General features: G+C 63.4%; 21 protein-coding genes. 11 read left to right on the top strand and 10 right to left on the bottom strand.

Features of this window, described 5'->3' with window-relative positions; all coding sequences use genetic code 11:
- Positions 1-57: 57 nt before the first annotated feature.
- Together B4E36_RS03270 and B4E36_RS03275 are read right to left on the bottom strand one after the other, a co-directional pair.
- On the bottom strand, positions 58-492 hold the full coding sequence (locus B4E36_RS03270; protein WP_026173990.1) for a CBS domain-containing protein: 435 nt from the start codon (positions 490-492) through the stop codon (positions 58-60).
- 106 nt (positions 493-598) lie between these two features.
- Positions 599-1330 (bottom strand): rhomboid family intramembrane serine protease, encoded by a 732-nt coding sequence (locus B4E36_RS03275; protein ID WP_292051477.1) that lies wholly within the window; start codon positions 1328-1330, stop codon positions 599-601.
- 235 nt (positions 1331-1565) lie between these two features.
- On the opposite strand from B4E36_RS03275, the gene B4E36_RS03280 reads away from it, so the two are divergent.
- Entirely contained in the window at positions 1566-3029 is a 1464-nt protein-coding gene (locus B4E36_RS03280) for a D-alanyl-D-alanine carboxypeptidase (protein WP_018067772.1), read from the top strand.
- Positions 3030-3251: 222 nt separating this feature from the next.
- Positions 3252-3518, top strand: coding sequence for a hypothetical protein (locus B4E36_RS03285; protein WP_292051475.1), 267 nt, complete (start codon positions 3252-3254; stop codon positions 3516-3518).
- An 82-nt stretch (positions 3519-3600) separates the two neighbouring features.
- On the opposite strand, the gene B4E36_RS03290 is transcribed toward B4E36_RS03285, so the two are convergent.
- From B4E36_RS03290 to B4E36_RS03305, 4 genes are all read right to left on the bottom strand, one after another.
- Positions 3601-4251: an OmpA family protein gene (locus B4E36_RS03290; RefSeq protein ID WP_292051474.1), complete on the bottom strand. Its 651-nt coding sequence runs from the start codon at positions 4249-4251 to the stop codon at positions 3601-3603.
- A gap of 133 nt (positions 4252-4384) precedes the next feature.
- Positions 4385-4990 carry an OmpA family protein gene (locus B4E36_RS03295; RefSeq protein WP_292051472.1) on the bottom strand — a complete coding sequence of 202 codons (606 nt, stop codon included), beginning with the start codon at positions 4988-4990 and terminating at the stop codon, positions 4385-4387.
- A gap of 104 nt (positions 4991-5094) precedes the next feature.
- Positions 5095-8250 carry an efflux RND transporter permease subunit gene (locus B4E36_RS03300; protein WP_292051470.1) on the bottom strand — a complete coding sequence of 1052 codons (3156 nt, stop codon included), beginning with the start codon at positions 8248-8250 and terminating at the stop codon, positions 5095-5097.
- Entirely contained in the window at positions 8247-9359 is a 1113-nt protein-coding gene (locus B4E36_RS03305) for an efflux RND transporter periplasmic adaptor subunit (protein WP_292051467.1), read from the bottom strand. Before B4E36_RS03305 ends, B4E36_RS03300 begins: the two co-directional genes overlap by 4 nt.
- Before the next feature lie 220 nt (positions 9360-9579).
- Between B4E36_RS03305 and B4E36_RS03310 the strand changes: the two genes are divergently transcribed.
- Positions 9580-12015 carry an ATP-dependent helicase gene (locus B4E36_RS03310; RefSeq protein WP_345899966.1) on the top strand — a complete coding sequence of 812 codons (2436 nt, stop codon included), beginning with the start codon at positions 9580-9582 and terminating at the stop codon, positions 12013-12015.
- A 23-nt stretch (positions 12016-12038) separates the two neighbouring features.
- Here B4E36_RS03310 and B4E36_RS03315 read toward each other — a convergent pair whose 3' ends face one another.
- From B4E36_RS03315 to B4E36_RS03330, 4 genes are all read right to left on the bottom strand, one after another.
- Positions 12039-12380, bottom strand: coding sequence for a tRNA-binding protein (locus B4E36_RS03315; RefSeq protein WP_292059074.1), 342 nt, complete (start codon positions 12378-12380; stop codon positions 12039-12041).
- A 15-nt stretch (positions 12381-12395) separates the two neighbouring features.
- Positions 12396-13217 (bottom strand): pyrroline-5-carboxylate reductase, encoded by an 822-nt coding sequence (gene proC, locus B4E36_RS03320; protein ID WP_292059076.1) that lies wholly within the window; start codon positions 13215-13217, stop codon positions 12396-12398.
- 1 nt (position 13218) lies between these two features.
- Complete coding sequence (locus tag B4E36_RS03325; protein ID WP_230722647.1) at positions 13219-13719, bottom strand: YbjN domain-containing protein; 501 nt, start codon at positions 13717-13719, stop codon at positions 13219-13221.
- Positions 13720-14289: 570 nt separating this feature from the next.
- A complete protein-coding gene (locus tag B4E36_RS03330) occupies positions 14290-14553 on the bottom strand; it encodes an accessory factor UbiK family protein (RefSeq protein ID WP_345899967.1) in 264 nt (87 codons plus the stop codon).
- A 191-nt stretch (positions 14554-14744) separates the two neighbouring features.
- On the opposite strand from B4E36_RS03330, the gene lgt reads away from it, so the two are divergent.
- The 8 genes from lgt to pncA all read left to right on the top strand — a co-directional run.
- Positions 14745-15596 carry a prolipoprotein diacylglyceryl transferase gene (gene lgt, locus B4E36_RS03335; RefSeq protein WP_414673717.1) on the top strand — a complete coding sequence of 284 codons (852 nt, stop codon included), beginning with the start codon at positions 14745-14747 and terminating at the stop codon, positions 15594-15596.
- The gene (locus tag B4E36_RS03340) at positions 15593-16693 is read left to right on the top strand and encodes a class I SAM-dependent methyltransferase (RefSeq protein WP_345899968.1); all 1101 of its coding nucleotides are present in this window, start codon (positions 15593-15595) and stop codon (positions 16691-16693) included. Before lgt ends, B4E36_RS03340 begins: the two co-directional genes overlap by 4 nt.
- 53 nt (positions 16694-16746) lie before the next feature.
- Positions 16747-17547: a peptidoglycan editing factor PgeF gene (gene pgeF, locus B4E36_RS03345; protein ID WP_018066724.1), complete on the top strand. Its 801-nt coding sequence runs from the start codon at positions 16747-16749 to the stop codon at positions 17545-17547.
- A gap of 45 nt (positions 17548-17592) precedes the next feature.
- Complete coding sequence (locus B4E36_RS03350; RefSeq protein WP_018066725.1) at positions 17593-18744, top strand: M24 family metallopeptidase; 1152 nt, start codon at positions 17593-17595, stop codon at positions 18742-18744.
- Between the two features lie 163 nt (positions 18745-18907).
- Entirely contained in the window at positions 18908-19765 is an 858-nt protein-coding gene (locus tag B4E36_RS03355) for a hypothetical protein (RefSeq protein WP_292059085.1), read from the top strand.
- 122 nt (positions 19766-19887) lie between these two features.
- Positions 19888-20820, top strand: a complete 933-nt coding sequence (locus B4E36_RS03360; RefSeq protein WP_018066727.1) for a ribose-phosphate pyrophosphokinase — start codon at positions 19888-19890, stop codon at positions 20818-20820.
- Between the two features lie 314 nt (positions 20821-21134).
- The gene (locus B4E36_RS03365) at positions 21135-23300 is read left to right on the top strand and encodes a sensor domain-containing protein (RefSeq protein WP_292059088.1); all 2166 of its coding nucleotides are present in this window, start codon (positions 21135-21137) and stop codon (positions 23298-23300) included.
- Positions 23301-23451: 151 nt separating this feature from the next.
- A partial coding sequence (gene pncA / locus B4E36_RS03370; RefSeq protein ID WP_345899969.1) for a bifunctional nicotinamidase/pyrazinamidase occupies positions 23452-24003 on the top strand: 552 nt, incomplete at its 3' end.

Here is a 24003-nt window from a genome sequence, read left to right on the forward strand (position 1 = left end):
CTCTCCCTCAAGGGGAGAGATTATTGGCTGAAAGGCCCGAGAAAGAAGGCGTTCCCCTCACCCGGCGATATAGGACTTGATGTGCTCGGCTTCCTGCTCGACCTCGCGGATGCGGGATTTGACGACGTCGCCGATCGAGATGATCCCGGCGAGACGGCCGTCGACTTCGACGGGAACGTGACGGAAATGGCGCTTGGTCATCACTTCCATCAATTCGTTGACGCTCACGCCCTCGTCGCAGCGATAGACGTTTTCGGTCATCTCCGTCGAAACCGGATGGGAAAGACATCCCGCCCCATGCTTGCTGATCGCGCCGACCAGGTCGCGTTCGGTGAAAATGCCGACAATGCTGTCATTCCTGCCGACGATCACCACGGCGCCGATCCGGTTTTGATGCAGGATCGTCGCGATTTCCGAAATCGACGTATCGCCCTTCGCGGTCACGACCGCGCGGCCCTTCTCGGCAAGTATCATTCTCACGGTAATGGACATCGAAACCTCCTCGTTTACGGCGTCGGCGCGTGTCCGCCTCCGGCCGGCCACGCAAAGTCGAATGGTGCATGAGGTTTCGGGCGATTGCAAGGAAACCGTGACCGGTTCAGAAAACCAGGGTGCGTGGCCGCTTGACGTCAAACAGCGGGAAGGTGAGGAAACCGAACAGAAAGCCGCCGATATGGGCCTGCCAGGCGATTTCGCCGGCACTGACGCCGGCAAAGCTGACGCCCACCGCGATCAGCAGATTGCCGGCCAGCCAGACCAGCACGAAGGCGCGGGCGGTGCGATCGCGGAACACATCGACAATGGCAAGCCGCGGCCCGAGATGCGCCTGCGGCAGAAACCGGCCGCCGGCGAACACGAAGCGGCAGGCCGCTCCCATATAGGCCGAGACCACGCCGGACGCGCCGATCAGCACCGTGACCGCGCCCCAATCCGTGGCCGCGAAGAAGAACGCCGAGGCAGCAGCGCTCGTCACCCACAGGATCAGGAAACGCACCGCCCCGATGCGCCGGGCGACGGGCGCGCCGAAGATCGCCAGCCAGATGGCGTTGAACACGATATGCGTCCAGCCGCCATGCAGCAGCGAATAGGTGAGCGGCGACCACAGCCACGCCCAGCCCTGTTGCGAGAGGCTGTGGGCATAGCGCACCGGCAGGAACCCGAACTCCTGCCAGATCATCACATTGGTGCGATAGGAGAGCAGGAATTCCTGCACAAGGAAGATCGCGAACAGCACGGCCAGCGCGCCGACCACCACCGGCGGCAGGTTTATGGCGGGCTCGCGACGCCGTTCATGATCCATCCGGCCGCCGCCCGTACGCGGTGTCTGCATGATCGCACTCCTGTTTGCGGGTGTGATATCCGATCGGCCGGGATTTTGAAAGCAGGCGTTGTATATGCGTAGATTCTTAAATAAACCACGCAAATCGCCCGCGGACTTAATGGGATATTAACCCCGATTTGCGCACACTCTCCGACAGCCTAGCAATGTGCTTTCCGGCCCGGTATCATCCGGTCACGGAACCGCCAGCAAACATCAACCGCCAGAATTCGCAAGAGTTTTTCGTATGCAGAGACAGGCAACAAGCCGATTCCCCAAGAGCCGGTTTTCAGCGGCCGCGATCCTTCTCGCGGCTTTCACTATTCTGCTGACCGGGTTTGCCCCAGCGCGCGCCGACAGCAATGACGCCGCCATCGTCATCGATGTCAACACCGGCAAGGTGCTTTACGGCGAAAACCCCGACGCGCCGCGCTATCCGGCCTCGCTGACCAAGATGATGACGCTCTACCTCACCTTCGAAGCGCTGGACGACGGCCGCATCACGCTCGATACCCGGGTCCCTTTCTCCAAGAACGCATCTGCCGAGCCGCCGACCAAGCTCGGCATCGGCGCTGGCAATTCGATCAGCGTCGAGACGGCGATCTATTCGCTGGTGACCCGCTCCGCCAATGACGCGGCGACCGCGCTTGGCGAACTCCTCGGCGGTTCGGAAACCAATTTCGCCAAGATGATGACCAACAAGGCGCATTCGCTGGGCATGACGAAGACGACCTACCGCAATGCCCACGGCCTGCCCAACAGCGCGCAGAAGACCACGGCGCGCGACCAGGCCCGCCTCGGCATCGCGCTGCGCCAGCATTTTCCGCAGTACTACAAATATTTCGGCACCCGCAGCTTCAAGTTCGGCAAGACCACGATCGGCAACCACAACCGTCTTCTCGGCAATGTTCAGGGCGTCGACGGCATCAAGACCGGCTACACCAACGCCTCCGGCTTCAACATCGCGACCTCGGCCATTTCCGGCAACCGCTCGATCGTTGCCGTGGTCATGGGCGGCGCGACATCCGCCAGCCGCGACAAGTGGGCGACCCGGCTGATCACCACCTACCTGCCCAAGGCCTCCAATGGCCGCAAGCAGTTCGTGATCGCCCGCACCAGAAGCACCGGCGGCCCGATCGTCGCAGCCGCCATGGTATTCCCGAAGACCGGCCCGATCCCGTATGCACGGCCCACGAGCCAGACCGGCGGTGTCGCCCTCGCCTATGCCAACGACAACACGGCCGCCGCCGCCCCGGCAGTCCTCTCCGGACCGCAGGCCGAGCTGATCGCAAACGTTCCGGTGCCGAGCGCGCGCAGAGCGCCCGACAATGACGACGGTCTGAGCGTCGAGGACATTCTCGAAACCGCCGACGGCGTTGCCGATGCGGTGGGAAGCGCGATCGTTCCGGCCGCCGAGGCTTCGCAGCCCGACACCTCGATCAAGACCGGCTCGGTGCGCGCCTCGCGCGGCTGGGTGGTTCAGGTCGGCACCGCCGCCACGCCCGAGGCCGCCAAGGCGCTTCTCGCCAGCACCAAGGGCAAGGCCGGCGGCGCGCTCGACAGTTCCGAGCCGTTCGCGCTCGCCTACAATACAGGCGGCCAGTCGGTCTACCGCGCCCGCTTCGGCGGCTTCTCCGATCAGGAGGAGGCCGTGCGCGCCTGCCGCGCGCTGAAGCAAAACGGCGTGAGCTGCTGGGCAAGCCTCCAGTAGACGCCATGAATTAACGGCACATTTCTGCTGTTTACGACAATAAAACGCCGGCCCCGATAACGGGCCGGCGTTTTTCGTAAAGCCTTTTGAAAGGTTTCCGCCTTATTCTCGAGAGTAAGGTTTTGGAAAGCAAGAACAGCGAAAGTTCGAATAGCCGCACCTCGCCCCAACGCGCTCCAAACCGCCGGTAAATCCTTGAGTGTCTTGCGTATGAGGATAGACGTGACCAGCAAACAGCGTTTCGGAATGATGTCAGGCCAATCTCTCCCCCTCGATCGCCGCGGCGGCCTCAACCCGCTGCAGGAAGCCGCCCAGAAGCTCGCCGATTATGCCCGCTTCCAGGGGCGTTACAAGGCCCGCGAACTGGTCGGCCTGCTCTCCAGCCAGAGCGAACGCGCCGCCCGCTCGATCGCGCCCGCCGTGAAGATCCATATCTATATCGCCGACGATGCGACCGGCAGGATGCCCGTCAATCTCAGGCTGCGGTAAAATACAAAAAAGGCCGCGCAGGGCGCGACCTTTTCTCATGACGTGCGAAATATAAAAGGCGGCCCCACGGCCGCCTTTGCCGTTACATCTTGACGGCGGAAATCTGGATCTCGACGCGACGGTTCTGGGCGCGGCCTTCCGGCGTGCTGTTCGAAGCGATCGGATTGGAAGGACCGAAACCGACGGCGGAGATGCGGTTGCCGCTGACGCCGCTCTGGATCAGGTAGTTGCCAACGCTGTTGGCGCGATCCTGCGAAAGCCGCTGGTTGTATTCGACCGAGCCGGTGGAATCCGTGTAGCCGTTGACGTTGACGGCGGTGCGGTCATATTTGCGCAGCACCGTCGAAACGGCGTTCAGCGTCGAATAGAAGTTCGGCAGGATCGAGTATCCATCCGTCGGGAAGGTGACATTGCCGGGCATGACCAGCGTCAGCATGTCGCCATTGCGGACCACGGAAACGCCGGTGCCGGCAAGCGCCTGACGGAATTCACGCTCCTGGTTGTCCATATAGGCGCCGATGCCGCCGCCGGCGATTGCGCCGAGCGCGCCGCCGATCGCGGCCCCCTTGGCGTCGCCGCCCACGGCAAGGCCTGCCAGCGCGCCAAGCGCGCCGCCGGCGAGCGCGCCGGTGCCGGTGTTATTGTTGACGGTCTGGCCCGAATACGGGTCGGTCGTCGTGCAGCCTGCAAGAAAGGCAAAGCCTACGGCTGCGATGGTGATCTTCTTCAGCATGGTGTCCCTCAGAGTTGAAAGCTTCGCCAACCTTGAAGCCGTTTCTTTGCGGCAATCATATGGCGCTAATGTGCGGCTGTTCGGGGCCAATTCCACAATCAGCCGCACATATTGTCAAGATAGCGCGACCGCCTCAATTGGCCATAGGCGCTGCTGTCACGGGTGCGGCTGCCGTTGCGCCGGCCGCTGTCGGCGGCGCGATCCGGATTTCGACGCGGCGGTTCTGGGCGCGGCCATCTGCGGTATCGTTGCTCGCCACCGGATCGGCCTTGCCGTAACCAACCGGCAGGATGCGCTGCGGGCTGACGCCACGCTGGATAATGGCGCCGGCGACCGCATTGGCGCGCTGCTGCGACAGTTTCAGGTTATAGGCGTCCGAGCCAGTGGAATCGGTATAGCCATTCACGTCGATATCGGTGGCGCCGTACTTGCGCAGCAGCGCGGCGATGGTATCGAGCGCCGGAGTGAATTCGGGAACGATATCGTATTTGTCGGTCTCGAAGGTGATCGAGGACGGGAAGATCAGCGCAATGTATTTCGGCGTCCGGATGATCGTCACGCCGGTGTCCTTGAGCTGATCACGGAATGCCTGCTCCTGGCTGTCCATGTAGGCGCCCGGATCGGACACCGAAATATTCGTCACCGACACTTCCTGCGGCGCGACGTCTTCGCCGCCGGTCGAAGAGCATCCGGCAAGCAGCAGCAAGCCTGAAAGAGCAATAGCGATGGTCCTGATCATGGTGTTCCCCTCTGTTCTCGAAATGCCGGTGCTTCCGGCCGGTTTCCATAACAACAGCATGCCGGATGATTCCGCAAGCAGCGCCTGACGATTTCCGGCCGATGCTAATGGTGCCCGAGCAATGTCGCGTCGTGCATTTCGGCGTTCAGGCGACGTTCCTCATCGACCTTCGGCTTGGAGAAACGGGCCAGGATCAGATAGGCGACCGGGGTGATGTAGAGCGTCACGATGGTCGCGAAGCCGAGCCCGCCGACGATCACCCAGCCGAGCGCGATGCGCGCTTCCGCGCCCGCACCCGAGGCCAGCACCAGCGGGATGCCGCCGAGCACGGTGGAGATCATCGTCATCATCACCGGCCGGAGCCGCAGAAGCGTCGCATGCTCGATCGCGTCGCGCACCCCCTCGCCTCGATCACGAAGCTGGTTGGCGAATTCGACGATCAGAATGCCGTTCTTGGCCATCACCCCGATCAAAAGCACGAGCCCGATCTGGGAATAGATGTTGAGGCTGGTGCCCGTCAGAAGCATCGCGATCACCGCGCAACCGATGCCGAACGGCACCGTCGCCAGAATGATCAGCGCGCTCCACACGCTTTCGAACTGGGCGGACAGCACCAGGAAGACGATGACGATCGCGAAGCCGAACACCATCGCCATGCCGGAGGCGTTCTCATCAAGTGCCGCGGCCTCCGCCTGCGCCTCGACATGGGCGCCGGGCGGCAGAAGCGGTTCAGCGATCTCGACAAGCCGCTGATAGGCCTCGCCCAGCGCAACGCCCTCGCCGAGACTGGATGACAGCGAAACCGAAGGCTGCTGGTTCTCGCGCTCCAGCGTCGGCGCGATCGATTTTTCTTCCAGCGTGGCGATGGTGGACAGCGGCACGATGCGGCCGTCACCGGCCTTCATGAATATATTCCTGAGATCGGTCGGGTCGTCGACCTTGCGGGTGTCGGAGCGCAGCTGCACGTCATAGGATTGGCCGTCGATGAACACCTCGCCCACCGAGCGTCCGTCGAGCAGAGCCCTCAAAGCCTCTGATAGACCGGCGATATCGATGCCGAGATCGGCCGCCCTGCGGCGGTCGAGCGTCAGGGCGAGCTGGGCCTGGGAGGCGTCATTGCTCAGACGCGGAGCGGAAAACATCGGATCCGTTTCCATCGCGGCCACAATCTCGGAAGCCGCGACCGCGAGCTTCTCGTGCGTGGAACCGACCAGCGCCACGCTGAGCCCGTTGCCGCCGCCCCTGATATTGAGCGAATTGGGCTGAAAGGCGAAGGCGCGCACGGCCGGAATCTGGCCGGCGGCCATGTTGACATCGCCGGCGATCGCGCTCTGCACCCGTTCGCGCTCACCCCAGGGGGCGAGCGTCATCACCATGAAGCCGCTATTGGTATTGCTGCCGAAGCCGGAGATCGAGAACACGCTTTCGATCTCGCCGCTGTCGAGCAGCGGCTGCAGGCGCTCTTCCACCTGCTGGATGCGGTCGCGGGTATAATCGAGACTGACGCCCTCCGGCGCCGAGACCCGCATCATCAGCATCGAGCGGTCCTCGCTCGGCAAAAGCTCGTTGGTGATGTTGGCATAGGCGAGATAGGCGCCGAACATCAGCAACGCGCCGAAGGAAAGCACGACCAGCGGCGCGGCAAGCGCAAGGCGCAGCGAATGGGCGTAGAAGCGGTTGAAACCGTTGCCGAGACGGGTGGCAAGCCCCGGTCGGCTTTCCTTGTGCTGGACCAGGATGCGCGAAGCCAGCATCGGGCAGAGCGTCAGCGCCACGAAGGACGACAGCATCACAGCGAAGGCAAGCACGAAGCCGAATTCGCGAAACAGGCCGCCCGCCTGGCCGGGCAGGAAGGAGAGCGGCACGAACACGGCGGCAAGGGTGGCCGTGGTGGTGATCACCGCGAAGAAAACCTGGCGAGTGCCGAGAACGGCTGCCGCGCGCGGGCCCATGCCAAGCGCGCGCAGGCGCACGATGTTTTCCAGCACCACGATCGCGTCATCGACCACCATGCCGGTGGCAAGCACGATCGCGAGCAGGGTCAGGATATTGATGGAGAAGCCGGCGACATAGATCGCGGCGACTGTGCCGATCAGGGCCACCGGCAGAGTGATCGCAGGAATGATGGTCGCCCGCCAGTCACGCAGGAACAGGAAGATGATCGCCACCACGATCAGCGCGGCAAGGGTCAGCGAGCGGACGACTTCCTCGATCGAGCCCGAAATGAACACGGCGTCGTCGCTCGAAACCTTGATCGTGGTGCCTTCCGGCAGGTTTGGCCGGATCTCATCGACGACCCGGTGTACGCCCTCTGATATCTCCAGCGTGTTGGATTTGGCCTGGCGCACGATGCCGAGACCGATGCCCGGCTGGCCATTGTAGCGCAGCGCGGTCGCCGCCGTATCCGGACCGAAGACGACGGTCGCCACATCGCCGAGGCGGACATTGTCGGCGACCTTCAAATCGGCGAATTGTTCCGGCGTGGTGAGGTCGGCTGTCGCGCGCACGCCGAGCGCCTGGGTGGTGCTGGTGAGCGACCCCGCCGGCACGTCCCATGACATGTCGGAAAGCGCATTGGCGAGATCGGCGACCGTCAATCCGCGGCTGGCAAGCGCTGCCTGGTTGATATCGATGCGGAAGATCTTGTCCCGGTCGCCATAGACCGCGACATCGGCGACGCCGGATACGGCGGCAAGCCTGTCCTCGATATTGTCCGATACATATTTGGTCAGGTCGTCGATATCGAGCGTGGAAGAGGTGACCGCCAGCCGCAGGATCGGCTGCGCATCGGAATCGGCCTTGACGATGCGCGGCTCGTCGGCGTCGTCCGGCAACTGTCCCTCGACCCGGCCGACCGCGTCGCGGACGTCCATCGAGGCGACATTGATATCGGTGTCCTTGCTGAACTCCAGCGTGACCCGGCTGGAGCCGGTCTGCGATTGCGACGACATCGACTGCAGGCCGGAGACGCGCGCCACCGCGCCTTCGATGACATCGGTGACCTCGCGGTCGACGGTTTCGGGCGAAGCGCCGGAAAACGTGGTGCGCACGGTGATCACCGGCTGGTCGACATCCGGCAGTTCGCGCACCTCGACGCCGAAATAGGCGGCAAGGCCGGCGACCACGATCAGCGCGTTGAACACCAGCGCCATGATCGGCCGGCGCACGAAGAGCGCGGTGAAGCCGTGCTCGGTTGCGTGATCGACAGCAGTCTCCTCTATCTCGTCGCGCTTGTCGCCGGTCGGGGTATCCTCGCTCATGACGAAGCCTCCGCATTCGCCTCACGCACCGCACCGCCCTCGCGCAGGCGCTGGATGCCCTCGATGATCACGGGGTCGCCCTCCTCCAGCGCGGCATCGACCAGCACCACATCCGGGTCGCGCTGGATCACCCGGACCCGGACTTTCTCGGACGCGCCATCGACTATACGCCACACGAAGGCGCCTTCCGAATCCCACTGGATCGCCAGCGGATCGACGCCCGGATATTCATCGCCGGGAAACCGCATGGTCACGTCGAATGACATGCCCGCTCTCAGCGCGTCGCTTTCGTTGTCGATACGCGCGCGCACGGTGAAAGTGCGGCTTGCCGGGTCAATCCGGTTGTCAACCGCCTCGACCACGCCGTCGAAGCGCTTCTGGGGCGCTGCGACCAGGCTTGCTTCCACCGGCGTTCCCGGGGTGACGGCGGTTGCGAAGCGCTCCGGAACGTCGAAATCGACGAGGATCGCAGAGCGATCATCGATTGTGACGATCTCCGACGAGGTGGTGACATAGTCGCCGACATTGACGCCGACGATCCCGGCGACGCCCGAAATCGGCGCGACGATCTGCCGGCGGGCGAGATTGAGTTCCGCCGTCTCGAGATCGAGTTGAGCGGATTTCTCGGCGATCTCGGCGTTGTAGACTTCGAGATTGGAAATCGAGGAACTGATCTTGCGATTGATCTCCGCCTGCCGGGCGGCGCTTTCGAGCGCGACCTCGGCCAGGTTGCGCGCCAGTACCTGCTCGCGGTCGTCGAGCTGGACGATGACGTCGCCCTTCTCCACCCTGTCGCCGGAGGATATGCTGATCTCCGTGATCGTGCCGGCCTGCTCGGGAAGCAGCGTCACCGACTGGATCGCAGCACCGCTGCCGATCGCCGTCAACTGGTCGTTGACCGTGCCGATCGTGACCGGCGCGGTGACGACCTGAACGGCACCGCCGAAACCGCCGCCGCGACCGCCGGACGGGGCGCTGGCCGTGTCGCTATTGCCGGCAATGCCAATCGAGGCCATGAGCTCGCGGCCATCGGGAGCAAACCAGAGCCAGGCCGCTGCCCCGACTGCCAGAACGCCGAGACTGACGGCAAGCTGTTGATAAAGACGCATTCATGACCTCGGACTGGCAACTGGGGGCGGGATTCCTGTCACCGAAGTATCGTTATCGTTCCCGCCTCCGCAAGTCGCCAGATCAAACCTCACCAAATTGTAATGTTACCTCCGCCCGGCGGCACAAAAACGGTGGCCGGCATTGGCTGGGATGTGCTTTTTTTGTTCTCATTTCCCGCACCGCCTTCACCTTTGGCATGCAAGCCACTAGATTGGCCTCATGAATCAAGGTGACGACAATATTCCGTTTTTCGACGAAGACGATGCGCCGCAGCCCGCAGCGCCCGCCCGCTCCGGCCTTGCCGCACGAGCGATGGCCGCGCGCCGCGCGCCGGATGCGCCCGATTATCTCTCCGGCCTCAACCCCGAGCAGCGCGACGCCGTGGAAACCACGGAGGGACCGCTTCTGGTGCTTGCCGGCGCGGGCACCGGCAAGACCCGCGTTCTGACCACGCGCATCGCCCATATCCTGGCGTCGGGCAAAGCCTATCCCAGCCAGATCCTTGCCGTCACCTTCACCAACAAGGCCGCGCGCGAGATGAAGGAGCGGATCGGCGCGCTGGTGGGCGGCGCGGTCGAGGGCATGCCCTGGCTCGGCACGTTTCACTCGATCGGCGTCAAGCTCCTGCGCCGCCATGCCGAGCTTGCCGGGCTGCGCTCCGACTTCACCATTCTCGATACCGACGACGTGCTCAGGCTGCTCAAGCAGTTGATCCAGGCCGAGGGTCTCGATGACAAGCGCTGGCCGGCCCGCCAGTTCGCGGGCATGATCGACAACTGGAAGAACAAGGGCCTGACGCCGAAGGCGATTGCCGAGGGTGACGCCCGCGCCTTTGCAAACGGTCGCGGCCGCGAACTCTATCAGGCCTATCAGGACCGGCTGAAGACGCTCAACGCCTGCGATTTCGGCGACCTGCTGCTGCACCCGATCGAGCTGTTCCGTCAGCACCCGGATATCCTGAAGGAATACCACAGGCGCTTCCGCTATATCCTGGTGGACGAGTATCAGGACACCAACACCGCGCAATATATGTGGCTGCGGCTCCTGGCCCAGCGCCCCGCCGGCGACGAAGGACCGATCAACATCTGCTGCGTGGGCGATGACGACCAGTCGATCTATGGCTGGCGCGGCGCGGAGGTCGATAATATCCTGCGCTTCGAAAAGGATTTCCGCGGCGCCAAGGTCATCCGGCTGGAGCGCAATTACCGCTCGACCGCGCATATTCTCGGAGCCGCCGGCAATCTGATCGCCCATAATGAGGGCCGTCTCGGCAAGACGCTGTTCACCGAACGCACCGATCCCGACGACAGCAAGGTGCAGGTCCATGCCGCCTGGGATTCCGAGGAGGAAGCCCGCGCCGTCGGCGAAGAGATCGAGCAGTACCAGAAACAGGGTGAAGCGCTGAACGACATGGCCATCCTGGTGCGCGCCTCGTTCCAGATGCGCGAATTCGAGGACCGCTTCGTCACGCTCGGGCTCAACTACCGCGTCATCGGCGGCCCGCGCTTTTACGAGCGCCTCGAAATCCGCGACGCCATGGCGTTTTTCCGCCTCACCTGCCAGCCGGCCGACGATCTGGCGCTGGAGCGGATCATCAACACGCCGAAGCGCGGCCTTGGCGATGCCAGCGTGCGCAAGGTCCACGACTATGCCCGCGAACGCAACATTCCGATGCTGGCGGCCGCCCGCGAGCTGATCGACACCGACGAGTTGAAGCCGAAGCCACGCAAGGCGCTGTTCGACGTCGTCACCCAGTTCGACCGCTGGCAGGACCTGTTGGAAACCACGCCGCATACCGAGCTTGCCGAGCAGATCCTCGATGAAAGCGGCTATACCGAGATGTGGCAGAACGACCGGTCGGCGGAAGCGCCGGGCCGGCTCGAAAACCTGAAGGAGCTGATCCGCTCCATGGAAGGTTTCGAGAGCATGCGCGGCTTTCTCGAACATGTCTCGCTGGTGATGGACACAGAAAACAACGAAGACCTCGATGCCGTCTCGATCATGACGCTGCATTCGGCCAAGGGGCTGGAGTTCAAGACCGTGTTCCTGCCCGGCTGGGAGGAAGGCCTGTTTCCGCACCAGCGCGCGCTCGACGAGAGCGGCCGCGCGGGGCTGGAGGAAGAGCGCCGGCTTGCCTATGTCGGCATCACCCGCGCCAAGCGCCACTGCCATATCTGGTTCGTGTCCAACCGCCGGATCCACGGGCTCTGGCAATCGACCATGCCGTCGCGCTTTCTCGATGAGCTGCCGGAAGACCATGTCGAGGTCGGCGAGACCGAGGTGTCCTATGGCGGCTACGGCCAGTCGCGCTTCGACCGGGCCGAGCCGTTTTCCAACACCTATGCCACGCCCGGCTGGAAGCGCGCGCAGGGCAACCGCTCCGATGCCACCCGCGACAATTGGGGCACCCGCTCAGGCCACGCGGTGGAGCGGATCGGCTACGGCGAAAGCGGCCCGCGCGGACGCACCATCGAGGGCGAACTGGTGGCGCGCTCGACCGGCGAGGAGGACTCGGCCTATGCCATCGGCGACCGCGTCTTCCACATGAAATTCGGCAATGGCAACATCACCTCGATCGAGGGCAACAAGCTGACCATCGATTTCGACAAGGCGGGCCGCAAGCGCGTGCTTGATGGATTCGTGAAGCCGGTCTGACCGTTCGAAGGACTGCGCGGCGCTCAGTGCAGCCGTGCGCCGTTGGCGACCGGCTTGTCGATGGCCGCCAGCACGACCGCACCGTTCTCGTCGGCAAAGCCCAGCGTGAGCACTTCGGAGCGCACCGGGCCGATCTGGCGCGGCGGGAAATTGACGACGGCCATGATCTGGCGGCCCACCAGCGTTTCCGGCGTATAATGCACGGTGATCTGGGCGGAGGACTTCTTGACGCCAATCTCCGGACCAAAATCGATCTTCAGCTTGTAGGCGGGCTTGCGCGCCTCGGGAAAGTCTTCGGCCTCGACAATGGTGCCGACGCGGATGTCGACCTTCAGGAAATCGTCGAATGCAATCTCGTCGCTCAAATCTGCGTCCTCCGATCAGCCGGCAAGCTCCTGCGAACGCTTGCGGGCGGCTTCCAGCGCGCGGTCGAAAACCGGCTGCAGCCCGTCCTCGGCCATGAGCTGCTCCAGCGCCGCCGCCGTGGTGCCGCCGGGCGAGGTGACGTTCTTGCGCAGGGCGCCCGCGTCATCTTCGGAAGCATCCATCAGCGCGCCCGCGCCGGTCACCGTGCCGCGGGCAAGCCGCATGGCGAGATCGGGATCGAGGCCAAGCTTGCGCCCGGCCTCGGCCATGCATTCCACCAGATAGAAGACATAGGCCGGACCACTACCGGACACCGCGGTGACGGCGTCGATATCGGCTTCCTTCTCCACCCACTCGACCTTGCCCACCGCGGCAAGCAGCGTGTCGGCAACCGCGCGACCCGCCTCGGTGACCTGATCATTGCCGAACGCGCCGATCATGCCGCGGCCGATCATCGCCGGGGTGTTGGGAATGGTGCGGACGATCGGCAGCGCGCCGAGGCGTTCCTCGAAATAGCCGAGCGTCTTGCCGGCGGCGACCGAGATCACCAGCGTGTCGCCATCGATCATCGGCTTGACCGTGTCGAGCACCGCATACATCACCTGCGGCTTGACCGCGAGCACGAGGATTTTCGCCTTGATCGCGTCGGAAGCGGCGACCGCGTGGCGGATGCCGCTTCTGTCGAGCAGGCTTTTGATGTTGTTGGAGGGGTTGGGATCGATGACGGTGATCGCCTCGCGCCTCAGCCCGCCGGCGACCCAGCCGGACAGCATCGCGCCGCCCATATTGCCGGCCCCGACCAGCACCACGCCATCGATGTCTGCCAGTTCCGTCATGTCAGGCCTCTCCGACCGTCTCGAACAGCACCGCCTTCATGGCGTCGTCGGCGGACATGCCGGACCAGACGACGAACTGGAAGGCCTGGAAATAATTCTCGCAGGCATCGAGCCCGCTGGAAAGCGTGCCCTCGACCTGCTGGTTGGTGGGCTCGGCGCCGCCGGCCAGAAGCAGCGACTGGCGGTAGACCACGACATTCTCATGCGCCCAGAAATCGAAATGCCCCATCAGCACCTGGGAATTCACCCGCGACAGCAGTTTCACGACCTCGTTGACGCGGTGCTCGGGAACACGCAGATCGAAGGCGCAGGCCAGATGCAGCGCCTCGTAATGGCTCATCCACGAGAACGAGACGTGATAATCCGCCCAGCGGCCGCCGACCGTCATGGCGATTTCGTCCTCGCCGGAACGCTCGAACGTCCACTCATTCGTGGCGGCCACGAACTCGATCATGTCGACCGGATTGTTCAGTCGTTCGATTTCCAGCAAACCCAGGCTCATAAACCACCTTCTCAGCGCGGGGCGCCGGTCCTCCGTCAGTGCGGATCGACAGCGGGGCCTCCTGCCTCAATTTCGAATCAACTATTAAAATCAGTGTATAATGCGATTTCATCTACACCAGCCCCCAGCGACGGGCTTTCGCGATCCGAGTCATTTTGGGGCTCCGAAAATGATTCAGAGCCAGCACCTAACCGACTCTGCGACCTGCATTTTTTCACCATGTCCACAGGCCTGATTTTTTTTGGTGAAATCCGTCTTTGGGCCCGTTTGGAGGTCGGTTTTGGCGCGCGGAAACGAAGAAACCGGGCCGCCTGCGCCCGCTTTCAAAATTCGGATTTTCGGAGGGTGGGGGCAGATCATTCGCCGACGACCGGCAAGGTTCGCCTTCACCGCTCATGGCTTCGCCAGCCACCCCCATGGGCGTCATGTTCGGGCTTGACCCGAACATCCATACTGCGCATGCCATTCGACCTGAAAGGACTGACGTCTGCCTGTGGCCGCCTGGATCCTCGGGTCAAGCCCGAGGATGACACGGGATAGGCGTGCGGTTTCCCGCAAAACCGGTGCGAGCTACTCGCCCGCCTTTCCACTGAGCTTCGCCTCGAGCGCGTCGATGCGGGCGCGCAGCGCGTCGTTTTCGTCGCGGGCCTTGATCGCCATGTCGCGCACGGCGTCGAATTCCTCGCGCTTGACGATGTCCATGCTGTTCAGCCAGCGCTCGACCTGGGCCTTGACCCCGGTTTCGAGGTCCTTTCCGGCGCTCTGCACAGAGCCTGCCGCATCGGTCATCAGCTTTGCCAGATCGTCGAGAATGCGGGTGGTGCCGGAACTCATGTCGCTGTCTCCTTGGTCGGCCGGGCGCTGTGCCGGCTGCTCTTTGCCCTGAAGTAATGCCGGTTCGCCAAGGCCGCAAGGCCGCAGCCCGATTATCTCCGGCGATCCGCGCATCATGCGGCAATTCAGCCGGCTTGACCGGGCCGCATTATGCCGCCATCTTCCCGCCCGATCATAAAGGAAACCGCGCCTTGCTGCCAGATCATATCAAGCTCGCTGCCATCCCCTTTCCCGCCATAGACCCGATCGCGCTCAGGCTCGGCCCGCTGCAGATCCACTGGTACGGACTTGCCTATGTGGCCGGCATCCTGCTCGGCTGGCTCTATGCCCGCTGGCTGCTGAAGAAGGAGCGGCTGTGGCCGGCAAACCAGCCGCCAATGGCGGTTGCGCGGCTGGATGATTTCGTCACCTGGTCGGTGATCGGCATCGTGGTCGGCGGGCGGCTCGGCTACATGCTGTTTTACGCGCCGGGCGCTTTCCTCGCCAACCCGCTGACGGTATTCAAGATCTGGGACGGCGGCATGTCGTTTCACGGCGGACTGATCGGCATGATCGTGGTGATGATCATCTTCTCGAGGCGGCACGGCATTCGCGTCTGGTCGCTGCTGGACCTGATCGCAACAGTCGCGCCGATCGGGCTGTTCTTCGGCCGAATCGCCAATTTCATCAATGCCGAATTGTGGGGCCGACCCTCCGACGTGCCGTGGGCGATGGTGTTTCCGGGCGCGGGCGATATGCCGCGTCATCCGAGCCAGCTTTACGAGGCGGGACTTGAAGGGCTCGTCACCCTTATCGTGCTGTTCGTTATCACCCAGTTCTTCGGCGCGCTGAAACGGCCGGGCCTCACCGGCAGCCTCTTCATCTGCCTTTACGCGCTGTCGCGCATCTTCGTGGAGTTCTTCCGCGAGCCCGACCCGCAATTGGGCTATCTCTTCGGCGGCTGGCTGACCATGGGCATGGTGCTGTCGCTGCCGATGCTGGCGATCGGGCTTTGGGGCATCTGGTATTCCGGCCGCATGGCGAAACGGAATGCGGCGCCGTGACGACGCCGCTGCTGCCGAAAATCCGTGCGATGATTGAGGCCGACGGGCCGATTCCGGTTTCGACCTATTTCTCGCTCTGCCTTGCCGATCCCGAGCATGGCTATTACCGGACCCGCGATCCGCTTGGCGCCAAGGGCGATTTCACTACCGCCCCGGAAATATCCCAGCTTTTCGGAGAACTGGTCGGCATTTTCCTGATTTCCGCCTGGCAGGCCCATGGCAGCCCAGTAGAAACGAGGCTGATCGAGGGCGGGCCCGGACGCGGCACGATGATGGCCGACATTCTCAAGACCATCGCCGCCCTCGCACCGGCCATGTATAGCGGCCTTGCGGTGACGCTGATGGAAACCAGCCCGGCGCTGCGCGCCCGACAGAAGCAGACGCTGATCACCCATGCCGGCCGGCTTTCATGGTTCGAGCAACTGGCCGACGCGCCCGAAGGCTTCACCCTGTTCGTCGCCAACGAGCTGTTCGACGCGCTGCCAACCCGGCAATTTGTCAAATCCGGCGCGCATTTCTTCGAACGCGCCGTGGCGCTCGACGAGGATGGCGCGCTTACCTTCTCCCTGTCCCCGGCCCGGCTTGAACCGGCAAGTCTTCCGGAGGGCTGGCAAGGCGCGAAGGAAGGCGCGATCTTCGAATATGCGCCCGCCCGCGAGGCGCTGATGGCGGAGATCGCGGCCCGGCTGATCCGCCATGGCGGCAGCGCGCTGATCATCGATTACGGCCATCTCGAAAGCGGTTTCGGGGACACGCTTCAAGCGCTGCGCGATCATCGCTTCGATCCGCCGCTCACCCATCCCGGCGAGGCGGATCTGACCAGCCATGTGGACTTCGCGGCCCTTGCCGCATCCGCCCGCGCGGAAGGCGCGCATGTCCATCCGCCAATGACGCAGGGCGATTTTCTGGCAGCCCTCGGGCTCGGTCCCCGCGCCTCCGCGCTCGGCCGCGGCAAGGACCAGGAAACCCAGGGCAAAATCGTCGCAGCCGTCCGCAGACTTGCCGGCGATGGCCCAGAGGAGATGGGCGATCTGTTCAAGGTTCTGGCGGTCTCGTCCGGGCCGGTCCAGCTCGCCCCCTTCGATGGCGCGGATTGACAAACCCGCTTCGACCGCCTCAACATTTAACAACGAAACACCGGAAACACGCCATGCTGGACACCGCCATTCGCGATGCGCTCTCGCCGCTGCAAAGCCCGCTCTTCGAGGAACGGCTTGCCGGCACGGATATCCGCTACGGCTTCTTCACCCGCCGAGGCGGCGTCTCCACGGGGCTCTACGACAGCCTCAATTGCGGCATCGGCTCCGATGACCGCCCTGAGGCGGTTGCCGAAAACCGCGCCCGGGTCGCGGGATGGTTCGACGCGGATGCCGACCGGTTGATGACGCTCTACCAGTGCCATTCCGCCGATGCGATCGCGGTTTCCGGCCCGCATGAAGGCGAACGCCCGCAGGCAGACGGCATGGCGAGCGCGACGCCGGGCCTCGTGCTCGGCGTGTTGACCGCCGATTGCGGGCCGCTGCTGTTCGCCGATCCCGAAAACGAAATCATCGCCGCCGCCCATGCCGGCTGGCGCGGGGCGTTCAGCGGTATCATCGAGGCGACGATCGAGAAAATGGTGGCGCTCGGCGCGCGCCGTCGCTCGATCATCGCAGCACTCGGGCCCACGATCGGGCCCGAGAATTACGAGGTAGGGCCGGAATTCGTGGAGCGTTTCACCGCCGCCGATCCGGCCTTCAGGGCCCTGTTCCGGCCCTCGCCATCCGATGGCCACGCATTTTTCGACCTGCCCGGCTTTATCGGCCTCAGGCTTGACCGGGCGGATATCGAGCACGACATCATCCGTCATTGCACCTATCAGGACGAGGAAGGTTTTTATTCCTATCGTCGCGGCACCCATCGGGGTGAAAAGGATTATGGCCGCCAGATCTCGGCCATTTCCATTCTTTGAGCATTTCACATATCAATGCGTGCCTGCACGCTTGGGGAGACTGACATGGCGCTTGCTTTTGAACCTGAAGAATATGCCGAGCGATTATCGCGGCTGAAAGCCGCGATGGCCGAGAAGAAACTGGATGCCGTGCTGCTGTTCGCGCAGGAAAGCATGTATTGGCTGACCGGCTACGACACGTTCGGCTTCGTGTTTTTCCAGTGCCTCGTGGTCACCGCGGATGGGCGCACGGCGCTGCTGACGCGCTCGGCCGATGTGCGCCAGGCCCGCCAGACCTCCAATATTTCAGAGATCCGCATCTGGGTCGATCGCGGCCAGACCGATCCGAGCCGCGACCTGAAGGAGATGCTTTCCGACATGGACCTGCTCGGCTGCCGGATCGGTGTCGAATACGACACCCACGGTATGACTGGCCGTTCGGCCCATTTTCTGGATGGCCAGCTCAGCTCCTTCGGTCAGCTTCAGGACGCATCCTACCTCGTCAGCAATCTCCGGCTCATCAAGTCGGAAGCGGAGATCGCCTGCATCGAAAAGGCCGCCACGCTCTGCGACGATGCCTTCGACGCCGCCCTGCCGCTGATCCGGCCGGGCGTGGACGAGGCCGAGATTCTTGCCGCCATGCAGGGCACGGTGCTGTCCGGCGGCGGTGATTACCCCGCCAACAACTTCATTGTCGGCTCCGGCGAAAGCGCACTTCTGTGCCGCGCCAAATCGGGCCGCCGCAAGCTTGACGCCAACGACCAGTTGACGCTCGAATGGGCCGGCGTCTGGTCGCATTACCATGTGGCCGCCATGCGCACCGTGGTCATCGGCGAACCGACGGAGCGCCACCAGTCGCTGTTCCGCGCCGCGACGGCGACCTTGTCGGCGATCGAGGAAATCCTGAGACCCGGCCATACCTTCGGCGATATCTTCGACAAGCATGCCGAGATCATGGATGCGCGCGGCCTGTCGCGCCACCGCCTGAATGCCTGCGGCTATTCGCTCGGCGCGCGGTTTGCGCCGTCCTGGATGGAGCATCAGATGTTCCACACCGGCAACCCGCACCCGATCCTGCCGTCGATGTCGCTGTTCGTGCATGTGATCATCATGGATTCCGACAGCGGCACGGCGATGACGCTGGGGCGCACCTACCTGACCGGCGAGGACGAGCCCCGGCCGCTGTCGCGCCTCGGCCTGGACCTTTACACAAAATAAAGGATGATCGCCGCCCGCGTTTGACATTGCCCCCTTCGCTTCGGAAAATTGCGGCCGTATTTCCGCTTCATCCGTGACCCGGAAATGCGCAATCTTCTGATTTTTCTGGCGTCCGGGCCGGTTTTCCGGACGCCTCCGGCGTTTTCCGGGAAGGGCAAGGCATATGGCGCGTGCGGCGAGCCTTCTACTCATCACCGGCCTGCTTGCGGCCTGCTCGACGGCCGACGTTCTGACGGTGGATGCGACGCCGCCCGAGACCGTCGGCAGCGCGCCCGCCCAGTATAATCCGCCCGCTGTTGCCGCCGCGCCGGCAGAGAATGTCGCCCGCCAGAGCCTCGCGCCGCCATCGGGCGCTCCGCAGCAGACCTACAGCGCTTCGCCGCAACCGAGCTATCCGGCCACCGCTTCCAGCGCACCGCGCTATGACGCGACGCCGGGCGTGGGGCGCCCGCCAAGCACTTTCGGCGCGCAGGCGGCAAACCTCGCCCCGGCCGAACCTGCCTATACCCCGCCGCCGCAACAGACCGTGGCCGCGCCCGCGCCGCAGACGACCGCGACTGCGGCAGCCCAGCCCGCCCCGGCTGCCCAACCTCCGGCGGCAAGCGCGCCCGCCGCCACAGCAGCCGCGCCGAGCGCTTCGATCGCCGCTGCCGACACGCTCCGCTTCCTGCCGATCATCGGCGCGCCGTCCGACAAGCTGCAGCCGCTCTCCGCCCGGCTCGGCGAAAGCGCGCGGGCGGCAGGCCTTTCGATTGTCGCCATGGACGACGACAAGGCCGATCTCAGCCTCAAGGGCTATTTCTCCGCCGTTGACCAGGAGGGCGTGGTCTCGGTGATCTATGTCTGGGACGTGATCGGCGCGAACGGCGTGCGTCTGCACCGCATCCAGGACCGGCAGGCGGCCGAGACCGGCGGCTTTACCGGCTCCGACCCCTGGGCCGGCGTCAGTGCCGACATGATGGCGGCGATCGGCCAGAAGTCGATCGGCTCGCTTCTGGCATGGCTCGATACGCAGGGTTGACCCGCCCGCGCATGTTCCTGTCATAAAAAATTCGGAAAAGCCCAGGGACAGCTTGACTGCGGCCTTGCTTTCGCGTTGATCCGCGTTAAAAAGCGACAGTCAGATTGAACGGGCGAGATGATATGAAAGTTTTCGCGGGCAATTCCAACCGACAACTTGCCGAAGCGATTTGCAATTATCTCAATGTGCCCCTTGGCAAAGCCAGCGTCAGACGCTTCGCCGATCAGGAAATCTTCGTTGAAATTCAGGAAAATGTGCGCGGCGAGGACGTCTTCGTCGTCCAGTCGACCTCGTTTCCCACGAATGACCACCTGATGGAACTCCTGATCATGATCGATGCGTTCCGCCGTTCCTCGGCGCGCCGCATCACCGCCGTGCTCCCCTATTTCGGCTATGCCCGCCAGGACCGCAAGCCCGGCCCGCGCACCCCGATCTCGGCCAAGCTGGTCGCCAATCTGATCACCCAGGCCGGCGCCAACCGGGTGCTGACCCTTGATCTCCACGCCGGACAGATCCAGGGCTTTTTCGATATTCCGACCGACAACCTCTACGCGCTGCCGATCCTCGCGCGCGATATCAAGGCGCGGCGCAATCTCGACAATGTCATGGTCGTCTCGCCGGATGTCGGCGGCGTGGTGCGCGCCCGCGCGCTTGCCAAGCGGCTCGACTGTCTGCTCGCCATCGTCGACAAGCGTCGCGAGCGGCCCGGCGAATCGGAGGTGATGAACATCATCGGCGAGGTCGAGGGCAAGGAGTGCATCCTGATCGACGACATCATCGATTCGGGCGGCACGCTGGTCAATGCCGCAAGCGCGCTGCTTGCCAATGGCGCCCTCTCCGTTACCGCCTATATTACCCACGGCGTGCTGTCCGGCACCGCCGTCGACCGGATCACCGCCTCGAGCCTTGAGGAACTGGTGATCACCGATTCGATCCAGCCGCGCGGCGACATGGTCGCCTCCTCCAAGGTCCGCGTGATTTCGACCGCGGCCCTGATCGGCGAGGCGATCAACCGCACCAGCCACGAATCATCGGTTTCGAGCCTGTTCGACTAGAACAGCTCCGTTTTCACGGCAGCGCATACCCTCAATCAGGGACATTCGGTCCTCTCCATCGGACGTTCGGGCTTCAGTTCTGCGGCCTGGACCATTCCGCATGGAAGCACTGGACCGTATTCAAACGCATATTCCGCAGTCCCGCCATTTATCAATTTTAAATTAGTTTCGCCTCATACTGCGGTTCCGTTCAGGTTGTTCTCACCAAACCAATTTCAATATATCGGTTCGTTGCGAAGGAGGCTGTCATATATTCCGCATGCAGACAACGGACGTGCGTTCGCGGCTTCGCTCAGCTGGCATTGCTCGCTATTGTGTTATTTGCCTCCCCTCTCCATGCCAGACCCCGCCCCTTCGCGTTCCCGCCCGCCATCGATGAGAGCCCGATGGCAATGTTCGTCGTCGACCCTTCGACCGGCTCGTTTCTCGCCTCCAACCGGGCGGCGCAGGCGCTTTACGGCTGGTCGCGGGAAGAGTTCCAGGCGCTTTCCGTTTCCGACCTGAACCAGATGCAACAGTCGAAGGTTACCGAAGACCTCGACCAGGCCGTGCAGTTGCAGAGAAATTATTTCGAGTTCAGCCAGCGCCTGAAGGATGGCGAACTGCGCGAAATCAGCATGTTCAGCTGGCCGATTACCGAGCAAGGCGAAACGGTGCTGATGTCCGTAGTGCTTGAAAGCCGTGACGCCGGCCGGACCTACGCCGTCATCGACTTCAACCGGCTGAACCTCGCCTTCATCTTTGTTCTCGGCATACTGGTGGCGACAGTTCTGCTGCTGATCTTCATCACATTCCGGCGGCGACGGCTGGTGCGGGAGCTTGGCCGACAGCACCTGCTTTTGCGCGTGATGATGGACGCGATACCCGACCAGATCTATTTCAGGCGTCCCGACCGCCAGATCGTGGCCTGCAACCAGGCGGCGGCCGAATTTCTCGGCATGCCGGTGGAAATGATCGTCGGCAAGAGCGACCGGGAACTATTCGGGCAGAGCGAGGACAGCCTGTTGCGGCAGCAGGTCTTCGGCGCGATCGATGAGCGCGACAATCAGGTCGTCCAGGGCGAGGTCACAAGCCCGACGGGCAAGAAACATACGCTTGAAATGTTCCGCGCGCCCGTGATCGACCCCAGCGGCAAGCCTTTCGGCACCGTCAGCATCTGGCGCGATATCACGGACCGGCGGCGCAATGAGGAGCGGATCGAGGCGCTCGCCTTCTATGACCCGTTGACCAAGCTTGCCAATCGCGCCAGGGCGCAGGAAGTCTTGCTGGACCTGCTCGCGACCCACAGACAGTCCAAGCAGCATATGGCGCTCGCGATCTTCGACCTCGACAATTTCGCCGCGGTGAACTCGATCTTCGGCCACAATATCGGCGATGCGCTGCTCAGGGCGACCGGGCGGCGGCTGAGCAACACGATCGAGGCCGGCAGCTTCGCCGCGCGGCTTTCTAGCGACGAGTTTCTGGTGCTGCTGACGGAACTGGGCGACGACCGGATGACCGCGCTGCAGACGGCGCAGGAACGGATCGACAGGCTGCACGAGAAACTTTCCCAGAAGGCCTTCGTCAACAGCCACCACATTACGCCCAGCACCTGCGTCGGCGCCGTGCTTGTGGGCCCGGAGGCCGAAAGCGCCAACGACGAGCTGCGCCGCGCGGATCTTGCCATGCACAACGCCAAGGCGAAGGGGCGCGGCAGCGTAAGCTGGTTCCATGACGACATGGTCGACCAGCTGGTATCGCGTTTCGACCTGGAAACCGCGCTGGAGCGGGCGTTGCAGACCAACGGCTTCAGCATCTATCTGCAGCCGATCATCAACCGCAATGCCTCGGGTCGTCACTTCGAGGCGCTGTTGCGGCTCGACCACCCCGAGCGCGGCGTCATCAGTCCGGGCGATTTCATCGATGTCGCCGAGAGCACCGGCCTTATCGTGCCGATCGGCGCCTGGGTTCTGGAGGAAGCCTGCAAGATGTTGAGCGAATATCCAGACCTGCATCTTTCGGTCAACGTCTCGGTGCAGCAGTTCCTGCAGGAGGATTTCGTCGATCAGTTGACCGCGCTGCTGGAACGCTACGACTTCGCCCCCAACCATCTCACGCTGGAGATGACCGAAAGCCTGATGATCGCCAATTTCGAGATCACCCTGTCCCAGTTGATGGCGATCCGCGACCTGAAGATTCGCCTGTCGATCGACGATTTCGGGACCGGCTACTCCGCCCTGCTTTACCTCAAGCAACTGCCGCTCGACGAGTTGAAGATCGACCAGTCCTTCATCTCCGGCGTACCGCATGACAGCAACGACACATCGCTGGTCGAGCTGATCATCACCACGGCGCACCATCTCGGCCTCGTGATCGTGGCGGAAGGCGTGGAAACGCCCGAACAGGAGGAATGGCTCCGCAGACATGGCTGCGAGAGCCTGCAGGGCTTTCTGTTCAGCCGGCCGCAGCCAATCAAGCATTATCTGCCATCTTTCCATTGACCGCCATTCCGTGGCAGGCTGGCGGTAGAGTTCTTTTGGTCCGCGCGGCCGGACGGAAAACCGCGTTTACTGGACGCGCTTTGGTCTGTCCGCGCGCCCGGACGAAAACCGGCGTCCACTTTTCCTGGACGCGCTTTGGATGAGGTGAGTGATGAAAGCGCTGCTGCTGGTCGATATCCAGAATGGCTTCTGCCCGGGCGGCAATCTTGCCGTCGCCGATGGCGATGCCGTGGTGCCGGTCGCCAACCGGCTGATCGAAAACGGCGGCTACGGCCTGATCGTCGCCTCGCAGGACTGGCATCCGCCCGGCCACGGATCGTTCGCCTCGTCCCACCCCGGCAAGCAGCCCTTCGAGATGGGCGAGCTTTCCGGAAAGCCGCAGGTGATGTGGCCCGATCACTGCGTCCAGAATACGCCCGACGCCGATTTCCACCCCGAACTGAATGTCGCTGCGATCGATCATGTCCAGCGCAAGGGCGAGAATCCCGACGTCGATTCCTATTCGGCCTTCCGCGACAATGATCGCAACGCCGTGACCGGGCTCGCTGCCTATCTGCGCCACAAATCGGTTGGAACGCTCGATATTCTGGGCCTGGCGACGGATTACTGCGTCAGGTTCTCGGCGCTCGATGCGGTTGCCATGCTGCCGGGCGTCAAGGTTCGCCTGATCGAGGACGGTTGCCGCGGGATCGATGCCGAAGGC

This window comes from Martelella sp. UBA3392 (assembly GCF_002358775.1).
GTDB lineage: Bacteria > Pseudomonadota > Alphaproteobacteria > Rhizobiales > Rhizobiaceae > Martelella > Martelella mediterranea.

What these genes read in the sequence shown, in the direction of transcription:
- B4E36_RS03270 (WP_026173990.1), bottom strand. Translation starts at nt 492, where the DNA reads ATGTCCATTACCGTGAGAATGATACTTGCCGAGAAGGGCCGCGCGGTC.
- B4E36_RS03275 (WP_292051477.1), bottom strand. Translation starts at nt 1,330, where the DNA reads ATGCAGACACCGCGTACGGGCGGCGGCCGGATGGATCATGAACGGCGT.
- B4E36_RS03280 (WP_018067772.1), top strand. Translation starts at nt 1,566, where the DNA reads ATGCAGAGACAGGCAACAAGCCGATTCCCCAAGAGCCGGTTTTCAGCG.
- B4E36_RS03290 (WP_292051474.1), bottom strand. Translation starts at nt 4,251, where the DNA reads ATGCTGAAGAAGATCACCATCGCAGCCGTAGGCTTTGCCTTTCTTGCA.
- B4E36_RS03295 (WP_292051472.1), bottom strand. Translation starts at nt 4,990, where the DNA reads ATGATCAGGACCATCGCTATTGCTCTTTCAGGCTTGCTGCTGCTTGCC.
- B4E36_RS03300 (WP_292051470.1), bottom strand. Translation starts at nt 8,250, where the DNA reads ATGAGCGAGGATACCCCGACCGGCGACAAGCGCGACGAGATAGAGGAG.
- B4E36_RS03305 (WP_292051467.1), bottom strand. Translation starts at nt 9,359, where the DNA reads ATGCGTCTTTATCAACAGCTTGCCGTCAGTCTCGGCGTTCTGGCAGTC.
- B4E36_RS03310 (WP_345899966.1), top strand. Translation starts at nt 9,580, where the DNA reads ATGAATCAAGGTGACGACAATATTCCGTTTTTCGACGAAGACGATGCG.
- proC (WP_292059076.1), bottom strand. Translation starts at nt 13,217, where the DNA reads ATGACGGAACTGGCAGACATCGATGGCGTGGTGCTGGTCGGGGCCGGC.
- B4E36_RS03325 (WP_230722647.1), bottom strand. Translation starts at nt 13,719, where the DNA reads ATGAGCCTGGGTTTGCTGGAAATCGAACGACTGAACAATCCGGTCGAC.
- B4E36_RS03330 (WP_345899967.1), bottom strand. Translation starts at nt 14,553, where the DNA reads ATGAGTTCCGGCACCACCCGCATTCTCGACGATCTGGCAAAGCTGATG.
- pgeF (WP_018066724.1), top strand. Translation starts at nt 16,747, where the DNA reads ATGCTGGACACCGCCATTCGCGATGCGCTCTCGCCGCTGCAAAGCCCG.
- B4E36_RS03350 (WP_018066725.1), top strand. Translation starts at nt 17,593, where the DNA reads ATGGCGCTTGCTTTTGAACCTGAAGAATATGCCGAGCGATTATCGCGG.
- B4E36_RS03355 (WP_292059085.1), top strand. Translation starts at nt 18,908, where the DNA reads ATGGCGCGTGCGGCGAGCCTTCTACTCATCACCGGCCTGCTTGCGGCC.
- B4E36_RS03360 (WP_018066727.1), top strand. Translation starts at nt 19,888, where the DNA reads ATGAAAGTTTTCGCGGGCAATTCCAACCGACAACTTGCCGAAGCGATT.